Consider the following 16,945-nt stretch of genomic DNA (forward strand, 5'->3'; position numbering starts at 1 on the left):
GTTCGATAATTCAAACAAAAAATAATACTCAGTAAACGCTTACAATATTGATAAATAAATGATGCCTGTACTTTGAAAAATTACAAAAAATTTTTTTATTCCGAATACTTTGTTCTATTCTTACTTATTCTTTCTCTTCTTAGCCTGCCATTTTTGATTATGGAGAATTCATTATAATACGATAATGAGAGTGCTGTATATTATCTTGTCAGATTTCCTAACAGGTTTTTTACAAAAGAACCGCTCTCCAAGAGGAAAGCGGTTGCAAAAATATGTGTATTCAACCTGCTGTCGGTGTAATGTCATGTATCCATGATAGCTTTATCTGCAGGATATTTTCCTTTTCATCTTTTAAGCCAATTGTCTGCTCATGCAGATTCAGCATTTCTACATTGCCTTTGCATGTCTGCAAAAGGCCATTTTTATAGTAGTTAATGACTAGTTGACGATTTCTTGCCAGCTCCTTTAAGATCATTGCTTCTCCTCCTTTGCCTTATACTCCTATCTGTTTCATCTATTTTCACAAATAATTATCATAGTTAGAATTTACTATATGTATAGTATACACTAAAATTAGTAAGCGTTTGCAACTTTTTTATGAACAATTTGTGAACTTTTTTACAAAAACGATAGGGTTATACCTTCAATATATCCAATTCACCATTTCTTAACCGTTTACACTAGTTTATTTTTCCATTTTAACAATTATAGACGAAGCTCCCTTTTAGGAAAACTAACAAATGATGTAACAAAAGCACTGCGTCATACAATATCTATCACCTCCACAGAAATTAGCAGTTTAAAGAGGAAAAGAATGCAAAGTTATATTGGAATAAGGATTTTAGAATTTCTTAAAGGATAGCTAATCAAGGAGTACTTTGCCTTGCTAATTAGTGCTTTCACTATAAAATGACAACAGTAAAAACGATGAAATAATTAAATGAGGCCATAACTCCTATTACAGCTTTCACAAGTTTTCTGGTACGTTGGCCTTATACGATCAGCAAATTAAACATGCGAATATTTTGTTGATTGCTTGAAGTGGAAAAAATAGTGTAGGAGTAGCACATGCGGTTACAGATTTCAGCTATTGCTGCAATCTTACTGATTTAGAAAGGTTGGAATCGGCGAAACTTCTATTAAAACTTCTGCAATGTTATTTTGGAGAGGAAGTCGCTGTTATTCTCCTTGCATCACCTAGCGTAAATATCCTTTTATCTTCACGTCAGCGTTGAGAAGATTAACCGGCATCCTGGATAGCAAGAAAACGTTAAATCCCTATTACAGGGTTTTTATGCATTTTTCCTTCCTCTCATTCCTGGATAAGAAGCTGCGAGAATTGAATCCAGTTTAAAAATTCTAGGCTGTTTTCTGTGCAGACAAAAGGCTTTAATATAGTTACCCTTCACTTCCCGAACAAGAATTGTCCTTTTAGAGAAGATTTCATTGCCGCTCATATAAATAATTTCAATTTCTTTGTTTTCCTTTAACGCTCTTTCCAATTGACGATTCATCTAATAATTCACTCCCTTCTTGCATATATTATATACGAACAAACGTTCCAAATCAACCTTGATAAAGAACATTTGTTCTGGTATATTTTACTTAGAGCAAAAGGAGATGGATAACTTGATTAAAGACAAAGGAAGAATGAAATGGACTGCAATGATTACTCGGCAACTGCCGGAAAAGGAGGATACTGAGAATAGCGCAGAAACAGACGGAGGTTTCCCAGCAGACATCGACATGCTCATACATGAAGCAATGGAGTATAACTGGACGCTTGAATACAAGCTAACATTCGCTGACTCCATTCATTCGCTATATGGAACAACTGTTTTTATTGATTATCTAAAAAAAGAGCTGCGGATTAAGGATAAAGAGCATCATATTCATTTTGTGCCATTTGCTAGTCTCCTCTCAAGCAAGAGAGCGGAATAGGAGATTAGGGACATGACAGCAATACTTGATTCAGATCGAAGAATAATCAGCCAATCCGTACATCTTGCCCTCGTATTATCTGTATTGGAATATGATCGCAAAAAAATAGAGGGTACTTCTTTTAAAATCAAAAATGTTTATTTGAATCTGATTGAACATACGATGCTGAAGGTGCAAGCCGACTTGAAAGTAATCAAGGAGGATATGAAAAGGAATCAATTGAGAGTACAACGGGGCAAAAATGACGGATTTGCTACAGAATATGATTTTTACTGCAGGGGATATCATGAACCACACCGCTTTTATAATACAAACCTTAAGAATAATACACAGAAGCTGCTTATTTATTATTTGATGCGCAACAAAGAGTAAACTTGGCTGCGCATAGTTCAGGGGTTAATATGCCGATTATACGTTTGCTTATGCAACCCCTTTGAACATACAGGTTAATCTGATTCATTTCCATTCTTCGCTTAATATCGCATAATAGTATTCATCCCACCAGTTTTCCCCTGCCGGAATGCATTTTTTAAAATATCCCTCTCTGCGCATGCCAATCTTCTCCATCACTTTAAAGGAAGCAATATTTTCTGGCTGACATGTGGCGATAATCCGATGAAGCTGCATATGTTCAAATCCGTATCCAATCATAGCCTTGGCCGCTTCTGAAGCATAGCCCTTGTTACAGTAATCAGGATGGAACACCCAGCCGATTTCATAGGTATGATTGCCGAAGTACTTAAAAAAACCGAGATGACCAATCAGCTTATTTTCCACAGCTAATATGACAGGAAAATATTCAGCAGACTGACCTTGATTTTTCCGCACAAATTGTTTTGTTTTCTCTTCCGTCATCACACCTTCAGGGATATAATGCATTACATTACTGTTGGAAGTATAACGAAATACATCCTGCCAGTCATTATCGTTAAACTCGCGGATTAGCAGCCTAGATGTCTTTATTTTCATGATTTCCCCCACCATTCTCTATAACTTTTAAAAAAGCTCTTGTCTATATATTCCATCTATATCTCTTATCCCCTGTTATAAATTTACAAAAAATAATCAACAATAGATTAAAAAAATGAGTTCTAAGATAAATTTCCGCCCAATAAATAGGTTGAATCAAAAGTCACTCATTAGATGAAGTGATTTTTTATTTTGAATAAGCCAAGCAGTACAGCACATAATCTAAACGAGAAGGAGTGACGCAATTGGCTAAAAAAAAGGAACAGGTATTTCTTGTTGTTGTAATAGAAGGGTCTGTGATTAAAAGAATTATGATTCTCGATATAATAGTCGGTTCTGGCATTTATTATGCCTTGCAATGGATGTGTTCGAGTATAATCATCAGCATGATTGGCAGTATGGTTGGTACAGAAGGAATTAAAAAGGTGCAGAAGCAGCGAAAGAATCCTGATGTAAAGCTAGTACGAGTTTTAAAAACAGCGAAATAGACTTCGATCGCCCCCCTGAACAATATTCCTCGTTACTTATGAGGTTCCCCTTTTAAGAATCGGACATGTTTCCTTAATCCCCAGACGGCATATAGTAACCTATAACGAAGCAAGGAGATGATTAATTGTGCATTTATACTATGACTATGCATCATTTCAACAGCGTAGCAAAGAGCTCGCCGCAAAAATTGCAAAGGCAATAGATGAGGAGTATTCCGCTATTCACTGTTACAAACAATTAGAATCATTAGCACCAACTAAACGAGAAAGAAAGATAATTAACGAGATACGCAGAGACGAAATCAACCATTATAATATGTTCTCCTATATTTACACCGAGCTCACTGGTCAAAAGCACTCAGCTGCCATTACAGAAGCCTGCCCGCAAAATTATCATGCAGGAGTTAATTCTGCCTTTGGAGACGAACAAGAAGCTGTCGATTTTTATTTAGAAATCTCTGACAGCACAAATAATAATTTTATTAAAGAATCATTTAAAAGGGCAGCGATGGATAAACAAAACCATGCTGTTTGGTTTTTGTATTTCTTGACAGCCTTATCCAAAAGATAAAAAAAGCACCCGATGGATGCTTTTTTTTATGAAACTATTTTTTCACAGTTATTGGGGAAAAACTGCCGGAAACCTTCATCTTTTTATGCTTCTTATCATTTTCTAAAGTGTAAATTGACATAATTGTAATAACCAGTACAACAACACTTAAAATATAATATGTATTTTGGTAGCCGATAGTGGAGTACATACCTCCTGCCACACTGGAAAAAACCATAATGGAAATTTGCTTCGCAAAATTAAATGCTAGTAAATATACGGTAGCTGATAGTCTAATATCAAAGACAACTAAAATCACCATAAAAGTTTATAACAAAAAACCACTTACGAAAGAATTCATAAGTGGTTTTTGTTAGGACGTCCCAGGAGAGATTCGAACTCCCGACCGTACGCTTAGAAGGCGTATGCTCTATCCGGCTGAGCTACTGGGACATGGCTTTGAATATTCATTTAACGTCCTCATCAGGACAATATTTATTATATGTTCTAGGCGAAATAAAGTCAACATGTTTTTGAAAGTTTTTTTCCTGAAGAGGAAAATTATCTTTTTTCCTCTTCAGGAAGTTTTTACAGTGGGAACTCTGCTGTTAATTCAGAGAGCAGCCCTGAATTAAAATCGTATACTTCTGTTTTTAATGATTTATCTTCGACTGTGAGAATGACATATGTCTTTTCCATTCTTCCTCTTGGAAGACGAAGACTGCCTGGATTGATGAAGAGGACATCTTCAATCATTTCCATGCCAAGGTAGTGGCTGTGGCCGAAGCAGGCAATTTGCGCACCAACCTCTTTTGCTCTGTACAGCAATCTGCTGACAGATGATTTCACCCCATAGAGGTGGCCGTGAACCATTAAAAGTTTTTTTCCGTTCACTTCTTGTATTGTTTCTTCTGGATATTTTGCGTAATAATCGCAGTTTCCTTGAACTACGACATAGCCAGCGATGGCTTGGTCATCAGCTGGGAGCTCTGAGTCTCCGCAATGGAGAAACAGATCTGCTTCATCCTTATGCCTTTCCTTTAATTGCTGAAGCTCGTCCACAAGTCCATGGCTGTCACTGACGATTAGAACCTTCATTGTCCATTCCTCTCCTTAAAGAACATCTGGCAGCTGTTCTTTTAGTTTTTTCAGTGCATTCGCTCTGTGGCTGATGCTGTTTTTCTTTTCTGGCGGCAATTCAGCCATTGCTTTCCCTTCTTCTTTTACAAAGAAAATTGGATCATAGCCAAAGCCGTATTCTCCTCTTTTTTCCTCTAAAATAACGCCTTCGCAAGTTCCTGTGAAGGTTTGTGTTCTGTTTTCCGGATTAGCAATAGCTAAGGTACAGCAAAAGCGTGCTGTTCGCTTTTCATGCGGAACTCCTTCTAATTCTCTTAGAACTTTATCCATATTTGCCTGGTCATTTTTCTGCTCCCCTGCATAGCGAGCAGAATAGACACCTGGTCTGCCTTCTAATGCATCAACCATCAATCCGGAATCATCGGAAATAACGACCTTTCCTAACAGCTTAGACACTGTCTCTGCCTTTAATACCGCATTTTCCTCGAATGTAGTGCCTGTTTCTTCTACATCGTCTATTGCTGGGTAATCAAGCAATGTTTTGACAGAGTAGCCTAGTGGTTCAAACATTTCCACAAATTCTTTCGCTTTGCCTCGGTTTTTTGTTGCGATAATAACTTCTTTCATTTTGCTCCCACTTCCTGCTGCGTTTTTTAATTATGTAACTCTTGATTTTTCTTCTTACATTTTACTATCAAAAAATAGGACAGTCCAATCATATATGAAAAGTTCCTACAAACTAAAAAAGGCTGCATAAGCGCAGCCTTCTTATTAGAAACTTCCAGTATTAACTTTTTCAGGACGAGACACTGGTTCTGTGAGGCTTTTTCCTTCCTCATTAACAAGGTCTTGTTCACCGTTCACCGTAATAGCGACACTTTCAATTCCTTCCTGTTCTGTCAGTGACAGCACTAAGGAATTTAACAGATCATCAGAAACAGTTTTTTCTTCTCCATCTGCGCTGTTATAAATAGACTCATTGAAGTTTAATGTAACTTTTCCATCTGTGACAACAGGGTCATCCAACAGCGCTACATCTTGCTCCATAAATGTTGCCAAAGCAGATCCTGTTCCAGGGCCTTCCGCAAGCTCCCCTACTGCAGCAGCAATATTATTTTCTTCTGAATTGCTAACACGCTTTGTTACTGGTACATAGTAGTATTCGCCAGTCTCTCCGCCAACATAGTAAACCGTAAGCGGTTTTGTGTTTGTGATGTCGGCAACATCTTTCGTATCAATATTGATTCCGTCTGCTCTTGTCAAGGTACTTTGAAGCGGGGTTTTAGCTACAGGCATTTCTTTCAATTCTTTGCCATTAACTTGCAGTTTAACGGAATCAATTGTATCAAACTGAGTTAATGTCCATGTAATGGACTGCATAATTTTTGACTCATCACTTGCTTCGTAGTCATTAAACTCTTTTGAGAAATCAACTGTAGCAACTTTATCCTTAATATTAACACTAACACTTGTGCCAGCAGGAAGCACGCCTTGGAAGCCGTTTGGCAGCATTTCTGTGACAGGACCATCCTTCACTAAATACTCAAGGCTTTCCTTCGCAACACTGTTAGTTTTAGGGATATTTAAGGTTTGCGGAACAACAAATCCATCTTTATCGACTAAATAAAGCTCGATTGGCATGGAATCAGCTGCAGTTGCTTCTTCTCCAGCCTTGGCTGCCGTTTCCTCTGCCGCATTATCCGTATATGTAGTTTCTTGCGGCGGATCGACACTCTCTTTTCCACTATCTCCACCAAAAAGGCCACAGCCAGATAGCATAACTGTTGATACGAATGCAGCAGACAAAATCGTTAGCTTTTTATTCTTAGACATCATTAATCACTCCTAAGACAGTTTGTACTAATATGTATACGAGCTATTTCTAAATTTAGACCGAGCTCTCCAAATTTTTTTTAATCCATATAAAAAAGACTAAGCATAAGCTGCCTAGTCTTTAGGAGAGTTTAATCGTCTCTACTGCTTCAATTTTCTGGTCGAGCCAATCTGATGCAATTCTTGCAAAGATATCGCTGGAACCTGTTGTATAAAACTCATGCTCGTTCTTTTCCTGGGGTGATGCCAGCTGTTCACTGTGAGCAAGAATTGTACTTACTTCCCGCGCTGTCTCAGCACCGGAGCTGATCACCTTAACCTTGTCCCCCATTTCCTCTCTTATCACTTTTTCTAAAAGAGGATAGTGTGTACAACCAAGAATCAGTGTGTCAATGTCACTGCCTTTAAAAGGAGCAAGCGTTTGTCTGACGATGCGTTTCGCTACCGGTCCATCGTACTCTCCGCTTTCCACAAGGGGAACGAATTTAGGGCATGCAAGACTTTCCGTGCGGACTTTTTTGTTTATTTGCTTAAGAGCCTTTTCATATGCTTTACTTTTCACCGTACCGATAGTTCCAATCATGCCTATATAATTGTTCCTCGTCACTTTAATTGCAGTTCTAGCTCCGGGAACAATCACACCGATGACAGGAATGGACAGCTGCTCCTTTATTTCGTCAAGGGCAACAGCTGTTGCTGTATTACAGGCAATGACAAGCATCTTAATGTTTTTCTGCAACAGAAATCTTGTCAATTCCCATGTGAATGCTTTTACTTCTTCTCCAGATCTTGGTCCATATGGACATCTTGCTGTATCACCTAAATAAATAATCTTTTCATTTGGCAGCTGCCGCATGATTTCTTTTGCAACAGTCAAACCGCCAACTCCAGAATCTATAACACCTATTGGTCTATCCAAACTTACCGCCTCATTTTTCCCGCATTTCTTGATGTAGTCTAATAAAGTTGTCTTTCAAATGTCCAACTTCTTCTAGTGAGTAATTACCCAACACTTCTTGTAAATACATTTGTCTTTTTTTGATTACTTCGTCAATCAGCCTTTTTCCTTCATCTAATAAATGGATGCGCACGACACGGCGGTCATTCGGGTCTTTGACACGCTGCACCAATTCGTTCTTTTCCATCCGATCTACTAAATCAGTCGTTGTGCTGAAGGCAAGATACATTTTATTAGATAATTCGCCGATTGTCATGTCCCCATCTTCAAAAAGCCATTGCAATGCAACAAATTGAGGCGGAGTAATCGTATAATTACTTAGGATTTCCCGACCCTTCTGCTTAATGATTCCAGAAATGTATCTCATATCTTTTTCAATGATTGCTATCATATCTAAATACTCTTTTGAGTTTTTTTCTTCTACATTCATTGCTACATCTCCTATTATCTGTCCAATTTATCTATCATCCTCATTACTTAATAATAATTATAGTCTAGATTGGGCAAATCGTAAACGTATAGACTAAAATGCCTTTATATTGCTGTGACAACTAAAAAGAGGCTTGAACAATACAAAATATATCTTTAAAAATGAATAATAAATAATTTTCTCTTATAGCCGAGATATCGAGTACCTCCGTTCCACTCCGTTAAGGCCTTCAATCATTTTATCCAACAGAAAAAAACCAAACTATTATGAGCAAGTTTCATTAGAATATCGCATAATAATTCGGATTTGTTATTTTAAGTACTTTTGACACAGCTTCTTTTTGCAACTCATTATGTATTTTTTCAGGTAAAACTTTGAAAGGTGACATAAAAAGCCGTAAGTAATCCTTCCCATTGGTAGGATTCTTTTAGTCAGCTTTTTATAAAGTCACCTTTCGTTAGCTTATAGCTCTAGTTCTCCCATTCTTAGGAGTTCTACAACAGCCTGTGAACGCCCCTTAACGCCCAGCTTCTGCATCGCATTAGAAATATGGTTGCGAACTGTTTTTTCGCTGATGAACAAATCACTCGCGATTTCCTTGGTCGTTTTGTCTTGGACCAACAGTTCAAATACTTCTCTTTCCCTTTTTGTTAATAATGGCTTGTGAGTAAATTCATTCTCCTTCAAGTAGTGTAACCCTCCTTGCCTTTGCCAGCTATGAACTATGGGATGGGTATATTTTATAGTCTGAATATATTATGTGGGGAAAAGCATTGGAGTGACTGTATATCCTTAAAATGGACGGCATTTTTTATCGTTATACGCTTGATATACGCTTTCCCTTTAGTTCTGAATTTCCCTACAATTCGCAGGACAAGGCATTACTTTTCCAATCTATCGTGTCCTTTAATAACGGCCATTAGGATAATATGGCTGCTGCGTGCTGTAGGGATAATATCCGTGATTATAATAAGAAGTTTCATTATTTCGACTGTGCTGTGTTTGGACACATTCGTCTGTTGGTCCAATTACTATCGTTTCATTCTTTAATGGTGCAAGTGTTTTTTTTAATTGGACTGGGTCGAGACAATACGTGTGAGCGAGCACTTCGACTGGTGTTTTTGTAAGGATATCAGAACCAAATATATATTCAGGGTACGGAGCGTCAAAGATGGCAAGCAGATGAGTTCTATCTTCCGAGGCTATTTCCCAATGCCACCAGCCTTGGGGAATGTTGGCTACTTGACCTGGCTTAATGGGAATATTGGATACTTTATTGGTAAATGGATTGATAAGTGAGACAACTGCAGATCCAGATATACAGTAGACAAGTTCTGCAGCGTTCTGATGGTAATGAGGTTCGACCACTTTTTTATTGCTCAAGTAAATATCTAATAAAGAAACCTCACCGAGTGTGTTTAACACATCCCTGCCTAGTCGGTTAATATAATTATCAGCATTTCGAGTGTTTAGACGATTCCTATTAACGTCAGAAAAATAGCTGATATTAGGCTTTGTATAGTCCATATAGGAGGTTGGCATCGCATACAGTCCCCATTTCTTGTTAAAGTGCTACAACGTATTGTATGAAAAATGGCAAAAAGCGTGACACTCACCCTAATTTATAAAAAAAGAAGGATACCGTAAAAGGCACCCTCCTTCTCTATGATATGTTATCTAATGTCAGCAGGAATCGTTCAAAATATGGCTTTACGATGAAATCCTTCGCACCATGCTTTAAAGCAGCTGTAACATTCCTGCTTTGTCCCATCGCGGAACAAATAATGATTCTTGCAGCACAATCAAATTCCATAATCCTTTGCAATGCTGTCATCCCATCCATACAATCCATCGTTAAATCGAGGATAAGGATGTCCGGCTTCAGCTCTTTGTATACCGATACAGCCTCACAGCCGTCAGATGCTTCCCCGATGACTTTGTATTTGCTGTTATTTAATAGATTTTTTATGTAAGTTCTCATAAATAAAGAGTCGTCTGCAATAACAACCCTGACTTCCAATGTTACCACTCCTAATTCTAACTTTGGCAAACTTAAGAAAGGAGTAATTTGTATGTATGCAGGACTTAAGATTCCTGGCAGCCCGGCTGCCATTGCTGTTGCTTTAGGCCCGTGGCTTTGCGTCTTTTACTTTCGTAAAATTTGCCAATGATTTTATCATAGCACAGTATTTTTCAACTATATAGTTGTTTTTATAAGGAAATGAAAGAACATAAACAGCTTGTTAAATGAGCAACAAAAATCCTTTCACCTAAAAAAAAAATTGGAATACAATTAGACTATATCCCAGATTTTAATATGTATACTTGATTGCCTACTACCAACACGTACAAAGTAAGGTCTATTTTTTATGAGATCCTTTCTTTTCATTACAGAATCCAACAATTCTATCTCCCAACCTTCCATTTTCTTTAAATTTCAAATATACCCCAAAAATTAATCATTTTCTTTTTTGGTTAATTGTATGATTTATTATAATTTTTGTTCGGAATTTTACTGATATCTATAAAAATATACGTTTGCCCTATATCCCGGCATTGCAATTATAAATATAATGCCTAATTAATACATGCACAAAAAAGAGTCATTTACATAAATAGGCAGGTAACATAGTACATTGTCTTGCCCTGACACATATCATACATGGAAAACATAACTAGGAGGTTATTTGGAGATGAATAAAGAAGTATTACAGACATTAGTAGGTAAAACAATTAAAGTGGATAGGGGAGGCCCTGAGTCTCGTATCGGGAAATTATTAGGAGTTAGCGAAGACCATTTCACTCTTCTTACTGAAGCAGATGGTGTCGTTTATTATTTAACACATCACATCAAAAGCCTGACAGAGAACACAAAAAAGGGTCTTCCATTTGAACTTGAAATACCAGAATTATTCACATTTGTAACTGCTCCAACTCTTTTTGAAGTAATGGAAAGCTTAAAATACAATTGGGTAAAAATCAATCGCGGTGGCAAAGAGTCAGTTGAAGGCGTATTGGATGACATTAACCTAGAGTATATTACAATCGTTCATAATGAAGAGATTATCAGAATTGCTACATTCCACATCCACAATATCAGCTATGGACTCAAAATTGAAAAACCAAAGAAAGATGAGTCTGAGAAACAAGAAGAAAATAAGAATGATAAGAAGGAAGAAAAAACAGAAGAAAAGGGCAGTGAAAAATAATCATTATGATTAGTCGCTTCTTTTATAGAAGCGACTCTCATTTAGGAGGTGGTTCTTATGGGAGAATTCACTTTTTCCAATGCACTTGATAGACTGAAAAGATTCAAGATACGACTTTTCCTAAATAAAGATCAATATGTGGAAGGCACATTACTCGATGTAAAAGAGGATCATTTAATTCTAGAAACGAATGGAAACATCTACTATTTCGCATTAGACCAGATTCATGCTATTACAAAAAATGCAAAAGACAATAATCCATTACCTTTAGAATTTCCACTTGAGACTAAAAAAGACTTAAATGAATTATTAGAGGAATTACGTTACAGTTGGGTGACCATTACTTGCAACTCCAATCAGGTTTTTAAAGGGATGCTTAGTAAAGTGACCGACGACTTCTTAATTTTAATTAATAAGGAAGAACAAATGTATATCCTTAAAACCTCTATCATTAATATCTTTAATGGCCTGCAAGAGGATAATAGTCCTTCTTCTAATCAGGAGCAGTCGTCTAATAAAGAAGATGATTCTTCACAAATCCGTATGGAAGAAGTAGCAGAAAACAGCGAATCATCTAAGGAAACTGCTGCTGATTATGATACAGGAACAAGAAATGATGCTGACTCCGAACACAGCACAGAACCAGTTAAAAGTGAGGTCTACGATTTCAGCACAAACTCAGTTGAAGATACAGTTTCTGATTTCAACACAGATCCAGCTGAAGAGGCGGTCTCTGCTTTCAACACAGATCCAGCTGAAGATACGGTCTCTGCTTTCAACACGGAACCAGCTGAAGATACGGTCTCTGCTTTCAACACGGAACCAGTTGCAGATACGGTCTCTGCTTTCAACACGGAACCAGTTGCAGATGCGGTCTCTGCTTTCAACACGGAACCAGTTGCAGATGCGGTCTCAGTCGAATCAGACCCTATCATAAGTGGTGTTCGTGAAACAAACAACGGCTATGCTGATTTGCCACCAAGAAAGAACAAGAAACAAGATAATACACTGCATGACTTTTTGACAAATGTTCTATCACAAAAATACAAAGGAAGTGCTGACACTTTGGAAAAATCTCCTAAAGCTGAAAGTGATCAAGTTTCTCCAAAGAAAGAAGTGAAACCGACGGAGAACAATACAGCAGCAGATAGTATCTTTAAGCATCCTCTTAATCCCTTAGGCTCTTCTTTAAGAAGCAAAAAAAGCCACACTGAACAAGAAAAGAAAAAGGAAGCGGAAGTTCAGGAAGTTCCTTTAAATACTACAAATAATACAAAAACAGATGTAAAAACACAGATAATTAATGCAAAAGATCAAAAACTCGCACTGGAGAAGCAGTATTTTGCCTTAATGAAACATGCCGAATATATGTACAAGAAAATCAGAGAAGAACGACTAAAAAAATCAAAGAAATGATGGGAGTATTTTAATTACTTGCTTTTTTTAAGGAAGTGAATAGATGGATAGCATAAAAAAATTGCAAAATGAGTATGTAAAGGTTGAAATATCAGGAAAAACTGTGTTTTCCGGAGTTCTCTTGGACAACGGCCTAGATATTATCGTGATAAATGATGGCGAAAAGTACCTTTATATTCCGCTTAACCATGTCCATAATATAAAAAAATCGCTTAAAGGAGAATCGGAATTCACCATTGATACAACTGGCGGAGATTTGCCATTTCAAGATGCTAGTGAAAACATTTCATATCGCAAAATCCTAAATAATGCGAAGGGGCAGTTTATAGAATTATTTGTCACAGGAAATAAGTCCATTCATGGCTATATTACTAATATTTTGAATGACTATATTGTATTTTACTCACCAGTTTTTAAGACTATTTTCATTTCCATGCATCACATAAAATGGCTTATTCCCTATACTTCTAATTTAACACCCTATACTTTGAATAACGCAGATCTCCCCATTGTCCCCTCCACTATACCTTTAGCCCGCACTTTTGAAGAACAATTAAAAAAACATGCTGACCAATTACTTGTATTTGATTTAGGAGATGCTCCTGACAAGATTGGTTTAGTAAAAAATATTTCCAACAATATTATAGAGATAATTACAGCCGAGGGTATACCTGTTTATTGGAAGCTAGCCCATTTAAAATCGGTTCACTTACCATAATAAAGACAACTAAAAAACATCTCAGGGAAGATGTTTTTCTTTTGCCTTTCCTTTTATATTTTCTGTCTTTGATGAAAATAAAAAGGAGATGGCTTTTTTTCTCAGCCATCTCTTTTTTATTAAACACTATCACTGCCAAAAAAGCTCTTGAATGCTTCAAAGGTGGTATCTCTGTTCAATGCTGCAATGGAAGTGGTCAATGGAATTCCTTTTGGACAAGATTGAACACAGTTTTGGGAATTGCCGCAATTTGCAAGCCCTCCATCTCCCATAATTTGTTCAAGGCGCTCTGACTTATTCATCGCTCCTGTCGGATGGGCATTAAAGAGACGCACTTGGGATAATGGAGCTGGTCCAATAAAATCCGATTTGCTGTTCACATTCGGGCAAGCTTCTAAGCAAACACCGCATGTCATGCATTTAGACAGTTCATATGCCCATTGTCTTTTCTTTTCAGGCATTCTCGGTCCTGGTCCAAGATCATAAGTACCATCGATTGGAATCCATGCCTTCACCTTTTTCAAGCTGTCAAACATGCGGGTTCTGTCGACCTGCAAGTCTCTGACAACTGGGAATGTGCGCATCGGTTCCAAGCGGATCGGCTGTTCAAGCTGGTCGACTAATGCTGTGCATGACTGTCTTGGTCTTCCGTTGATGACCATCGAACAAGCTCCGCATACTTCCTCCAGGCAGTTCATATCCCAGGAAATTGGAGTTGTTTTTTCCCCTTTGCTGTTGACTGGATTTCTTCGTATTTCCATTAGGGCAGAGATAACATTCATGTTCGGTCTGTATGGCAATTTAAATTCTTCTGAATAGGGTGCTGAATCAGGATCATCTTGTCTTGTTATCAGAAATGTAACCGTACTTGCTTCCCCCATCTTATTTCACTCCTTCTTTTTGTTTCGAATAATCCCGTTTTCTAGGCGTAATTAGTGATGTATCAACATCCTCATAATGGAATTGAGGTGCTTCACTTTCTGATACGAACTTTGCCATTGTTGTCTTCAAGAAGTCTTCATCATTTCTGTCTGGATAATCAGGTTTATAGTGAGCGCCGCGGCTTTCATTACGGTTATATGCTCCAATTGTGATTACCCTTGCCAGCTGAAGCATATTTTGAAGCTGGCGTGTAAACACTGCTCCTTGATTGCTCCATTTCGCTGTATCATTAATATTGATGTTTTTATAGCGCTCCAGCAATTCCTGGATTTTGTTATCTGTATCTTGAAGTTTGTCATTATAACGAACTACTGTTACGTTATCTGTCATCCATTCCCCTAATTCCTTATGAAGCACATAGGCATTTTCCGTTCCGTCCAGCTTCATAATACTATCCCATTTTCCTTGTTCTTCTTTGACTGCTTGATCGTATAGGGTAGAGGATAGGTCTTCTGCACTTTTGCTCAAACCGTTAATGTATTTGACTGCATTCGGACCAACAACCATACCGCCGTAAATGGCAGACAGCAAGCTGTTCGCTCCTAACCGGTTTGCACCATGCTGAGAATAATCGCATTCCCCTGCAGCAAATAAGCCAGGGATGTTTGTCATTTGATCATAATCGACCCATAATCCGCCCATTGAATAATGAACTGCCGGGAATATTTTCATTGGCACTTTTCGAGGATCATCGCCCATGAATTTTTCATATATTTCAATGATACCGCCGAGTTTTATGTCAAGCTCCTTCGGATTCTTATGGGACAAGTCCAAATACACCATATTTTCTCCGTTGATGCCAAGCTTTTGGTCTACACAAACATGGAAGATTTCCCTTGTCGCAATATCCCTTGGCACAAGATTGCCGTATGCAGGATATTTTTCTTCAAGGAAGTACCATGGTTTTCCATCTTTATAGGTCCAGACCCTTCCGCCTTCACCCCTTGCTGATTCACTCATCAGGCGGAGTTTATCATCGCCAGGAATAGCAGTTGGATGAATTTGGATGAACTCCCCGTTTGCATAGTAAGCGCCCTGTTGATAAGTGATGGCAGCGGCAGATCCTGTATTGATAACAGAGTTTGTCGATTTACCAAAGATGATGCCAGGTCCGCCTGTTGCCATAATAACAGCATCACCAGGGAAAGCTTTAATCTCCATTGTTTTTAAGTCTTGCGCTCTTATACCGCGGCAGACACCTTCGTCATCAAGGACTGCTCCAAGGAATTCCCAGCCCTCATATTTAACAACTAGTCCATCTACCTCGTATCGGCGTACTTGCTCATCCAATGCATACAAAAGCTGCTGTCCAGTCGTTGCTCCAGCGAATGCTGTCCGGTGATACTGTGTTCCTCCAAAACGGCGGAAATCAAGAAGTCCTTCTGGTGTCCTGTTGAACATTACGCCCATGCGGTCCAACAAATGAATAATCCCTGGTGCAGCTTCTGCCATCGCTTTAACTGGCGGCTGGTTTGCTAAGAAATCCCCGCCGTATACAGTATCATCAAAATGCTCCCAAGGAGAATCCCCTTCCCCTTTCGTGTTTACCGCACCGTTTATGCCGCCTTGTGCACAAACAGAATGGGAACGCTTGACTGGCACAAGGGAAAACAATTCGACAGGTGTCCCAGTTTCCGCTACTTTGATTGTGGCCATTAATCCTGCTAAACCACCGCCTACAATAATGACTTTCCCTTTACTCATTTTATTCCACTCCCTTAATCTAGTGCTCTATCATTCTAGTTTCTATACAAAAGCTAACAGCGCTCGTACGCCGATTGTTGATAAGATAATGAAAATTCCAATCGTAACATATGTACTAATTCTTTGTGATTTAGGAGTAACTGTAATTCCCCAGCTGACACAGAATGACCATAACCCGTTAGAGAAATGGAATATAGTGGAGATTACACCAACTAAATAAAAGGCAAACATCCAAGGATTTCCTAAGATTTCCTCCATCATATTATAATTGACTTCTTTCCCCATTTGAGCAGCTACCCGTGTTTCCCAAACATGCCATACAATGAATATCAATGTTACAATTCCAGTAACCCTCTGGATATAAAACATCCAATTTCGGAAATATCCATATTTCTTCGTATTGTTCTTGGCTGTAAAAGCAATATAAATACCGTATACAGCGTGATAAATAATTGGTAAAAAAATCACGAAAATTTCTAAAAAGTATCGGAACGGCAAATGCTCCATAAAGGCAGCTGCCTTATTAAATGATTCCGGTCCCTTTGTAGCAAAATGATTGACAACCAAATGCTGGATCAAAAATACACCGACTGGGATAACCCCCAGTAAAGAATGTAATCTTCTGAATAGAAACTCTCGATTTTTTGCCATACTTTTCCCCCCCTAATGATGAAATAGTTCTTTTTCCTCATAAAAGCGATTACAAG

The 16,945-nt window shown here is 38.0% G+C and carries 22 protein-coding genes, 1 tRNA gene and 1 riboswitch; of the genes, 7 read left to right on the top strand and 16 right to left on the bottom strand.

Features of this window, described 5'->3' with window-relative positions; genetic code table 11:
- Window positions 1-280: 280 nt before the first annotated feature.
- Together MKX82_RS14585 and MKX82_RS14590 are read right to left on the bottom strand one after the other, a co-directional pair.
- Window positions 281-475, bottom strand: a complete 195-nt coding sequence (locus MKX82_RS14585; RefSeq protein ID WP_233318300.1) for a YolD-like family protein — start codon at window positions 473-475, stop codon at window positions 281-283.
- Window positions 476-1,292: 817 nt separating this feature from the next.
- On the bottom strand, window positions 1,293-1,514 hold the full coding sequence (locus MKX82_RS14590) for a WYL domain-containing protein (RefSeq protein WP_233318299.1): 222 nt from the start codon (window positions 1,512-1,514) through the stop codon (window positions 1,293-1,295).
- A 115-nt stretch (window positions 1,515-1,629) separates the two neighbouring features.
- On the opposite strand from MKX82_RS14590, the gene MKX82_RS14595 reads away from it, so the two are divergent.
- Both MKX82_RS14595 and MKX82_RS14600 read left to right on the top strand, forming a co-directional pair.
- The gene (locus MKX82_RS14595; protein WP_233318297.1) at window positions 1,630-1,941 is read left to right on the top strand and encodes a YolD-like family protein; all 312 of its coding nucleotides are present in this window, start codon (window positions 1,630-1,632) and stop codon (window positions 1,939-1,941) included.
- A gap of 12 nt (window positions 1,942-1,953) precedes the next feature.
- Window positions 1,954-2,313 (top strand): hypothetical protein, encoded by a 360-nt coding sequence (locus MKX82_RS14600; RefSeq protein ID WP_341078028.1) that lies wholly within the window; start codon window positions 1,954-1,956, stop codon window positions 2,311-2,313.
- An 84-nt stretch (window positions 2,314-2,397) separates the two neighbouring features.
- On the opposite strand, the gene MKX82_RS14605 is transcribed toward MKX82_RS14600, so the two are convergent.
- Complete coding sequence (locus MKX82_RS14605; protein WP_251644873.1) at window positions 2,398-2,910, bottom strand: GNAT family N-acetyltransferase; 513 nt, start codon at window positions 2,908-2,910, stop codon at window positions 2,398-2,400.
- Window positions 2,911-3,155: 245 nt separating this feature from the next.
- Here MKX82_RS14605 and MKX82_RS14610 point away from each other — a divergent pair, with 245 nt between their 5' ends.
- Window positions 3,156-3,398, top strand: coding sequence for a hypothetical protein (locus MKX82_RS14610; protein ID WP_233318290.1), 243 nt, complete (start codon window positions 3,156-3,158; stop codon window positions 3,396-3,398).
- A gap of 127 nt (window positions 3,399-3,525) precedes the next feature.
- The gene (locus MKX82_RS14615) at window positions 3,526-3,969 is read left to right on the top strand and encodes a ferritin-like domain-containing protein (protein ID WP_341078034.1); all 444 of its coding nucleotides are present in this window, start codon (window positions 3,526-3,528) and stop codon (window positions 3,967-3,969) included.
- A gap of 34 nt (window positions 3,970-4,003) precedes the next feature.
- Here MKX82_RS14615 and MKX82_RS14620 read toward each other — a convergent pair whose 3' ends face one another.
- The 10 genes from MKX82_RS14620 to MKX82_RS14665 all read right to left on the bottom strand — a co-directional run bounded on the left by MKX82_RS14620 (window position 4,004) and on the right by MKX82_RS14665 (window position 10,269).
- Window positions 4,004-4,270, bottom strand: a complete 267-nt coding sequence (locus MKX82_RS14620; protein WP_341078036.1) for an MFS transporter — start codon at window positions 4,268-4,270, stop codon at window positions 4,004-4,006.
- A gap of 57 nt (window positions 4,271-4,327) precedes the next feature.
- Window positions 4,328-4,401: transfer RNA gene (locus tag MKX82_RS14625), tRNA-Arg, on the bottom strand.
- A 135-nt stretch (window positions 4,402-4,536) separates the two neighbouring features.
- Window positions 4,537-5,046 carry a metallophosphoesterase family protein gene (locus MKX82_RS14630; RefSeq protein ID WP_237941780.1) on the bottom strand — a complete coding sequence of 170 codons (510 nt, stop codon included), beginning with the start codon at window positions 5,044-5,046 and terminating at the stop codon, window positions 4,537-4,539.
- 15 nt (window positions 5,047-5,061) lie between these two features.
- Window positions 5,062-5,655: an XTP/dITP diphosphatase gene (locus MKX82_RS14635; RefSeq protein WP_341078039.1), complete on the bottom strand. Its 594-nt coding sequence runs from the start codon at window positions 5,653-5,655 to the stop codon at window positions 5,062-5,064.
- A 144-nt stretch (window positions 5,656-5,799) separates the two neighbouring features.
- Window positions 5,800-6,861, bottom strand: a complete 1,062-nt coding sequence (locus MKX82_RS14640; RefSeq protein ID WP_341079562.1) for a GerMN domain-containing protein — start codon at window positions 6,859-6,861, stop codon at window positions 5,800-5,802.
- Window positions 6,862-6,982: 121 nt separating this feature from the next.
- Entirely contained in the window at window positions 6,983-7,780 is a 798-nt protein-coding gene (racE, locus tag MKX82_RS14645; RefSeq protein ID WP_233318279.1) for a glutamate racemase, read from the bottom strand.
- 10 nt (window positions 7,781-7,790) lie between these two features.
- On the bottom strand, window positions 7,791-8,249 hold the full coding sequence (locus tag MKX82_RS14650) for a MarR family winged helix-turn-helix transcriptional regulator (RefSeq protein ID WP_233318277.1): 459 nt from the start codon (window positions 8,247-8,249) through the stop codon (window positions 7,791-7,793).
- Between the two features lie 462 nt (window positions 8,250-8,711).
- Window positions 8,712-8,936: a spore germination transcription factor GerE gene (gerE, locus tag MKX82_RS14655; protein ID WP_016201768.1), complete on the bottom strand. Its 225-nt coding sequence runs from the start codon at window positions 8,934-8,936 to the stop codon at window positions 8,712-8,714.
- 219 nt (window positions 8,937-9,155) lie between these two features.
- Window positions 9,156-9,791 carry a cupin domain-containing protein gene (locus MKX82_RS14660; RefSeq protein WP_341078052.1) on the bottom strand — a complete coding sequence of 212 codons (636 nt, stop codon included), beginning with the start codon at window positions 9,789-9,791 and terminating at the stop codon, window positions 9,156-9,158.
- Window positions 9,792-9,912: 121 nt separating this feature from the next.
- Entirely contained in the window at window positions 9,913-10,269 is a 357-nt protein-coding gene (locus MKX82_RS14665) for a response regulator (RefSeq protein ID WP_251644869.1), read from the bottom strand.
- A gap of 73 nt (window positions 10,270-10,342) precedes the next feature.
- Window positions 10,343-10,425, bottom strand: a riboswitch (cyclic di-GMP riboswitch).
- 517 nt (window positions 10,426-10,942) lie between these two features.
- Here MKX82_RS14665 and MKX82_RS14670 point away from each other — a divergent pair.
- The 3 genes from MKX82_RS14670 to MKX82_RS14680 are packed head-to-tail and all read left to right on the top strand — an operon-like array spanning window position 10,943 to window position 13,592.
- On the top strand, window positions 10,943-11,458 hold the full coding sequence (locus MKX82_RS14670) for a hypothetical protein (protein ID WP_233318271.1): 516 nt from the start codon (window positions 10,943-10,945) through the stop codon (window positions 11,456-11,458).
- Window positions 11,459-11,515: 57 nt separating this feature from the next.
- A complete protein-coding gene (locus MKX82_RS14675; RefSeq protein ID WP_341078054.1) occupies window positions 11,516-12,874 on the top strand; it encodes a hypothetical protein in 1,359 nt (452 codons plus the stop codon).
- 43 nt (window positions 12,875-12,917) lie between these two features.
- Window positions 12,918-13,592 carry a DUF2642 domain-containing protein gene (locus MKX82_RS14680; protein ID WP_233317553.1) on the top strand — a complete coding sequence of 225 codons (675 nt, stop codon included), beginning with the start codon at window positions 12,918-12,920 and terminating at the stop codon, window positions 13,590-13,592.
- A 119-nt stretch (window positions 13,593-13,711) separates the two neighbouring features.
- On the opposite strand, the gene sdhB is transcribed toward MKX82_RS14680, so the two are convergent.
- Genes sdhB through MKX82_RS14695 form a run of 3 tightly spaced genes read right to left on the bottom strand, consistent with a single transcriptional unit; the run spans window position 13,712 to window position 16,889 of the window.
- Window positions 13,712-14,473, bottom strand: a complete 762-nt coding sequence (gene sdhB / locus MKX82_RS14685; protein WP_233317551.1) for a succinate dehydrogenase iron-sulfur subunit — start codon at window positions 14,471-14,473, stop codon at window positions 13,712-13,714.
- Between the two features lies 1 nt (window position 14,474).
- Complete coding sequence (gene sdhA / locus MKX82_RS14690) at window positions 14,475-16,238, bottom strand: succinate dehydrogenase flavoprotein subunit (protein WP_233317549.1); 1,764 nt, start codon at window positions 16,236-16,238, stop codon at window positions 14,475-14,477.
- 42 nt (window positions 16,239-16,280) lie between these two features.
- Window positions 16,281-16,889 (bottom strand): succinate dehydrogenase cytochrome b558 subunit, encoded by a 609-nt coding sequence (locus MKX82_RS14695; RefSeq protein ID WP_233317547.1) that lies wholly within the window; start codon window positions 16,887-16,889, stop codon window positions 16,281-16,283.
- Window positions 16,890-16,945 lie beyond the last annotated feature (56 nt).

It is taken from the genome of Niallia sp. FSL R7-0271, from assembly GCF_038005785.1.
Taxonomy (GTDB): Bacteria; Bacillota; Bacilli; order Bacillales; family Cytobacillaceae; genus Niallia.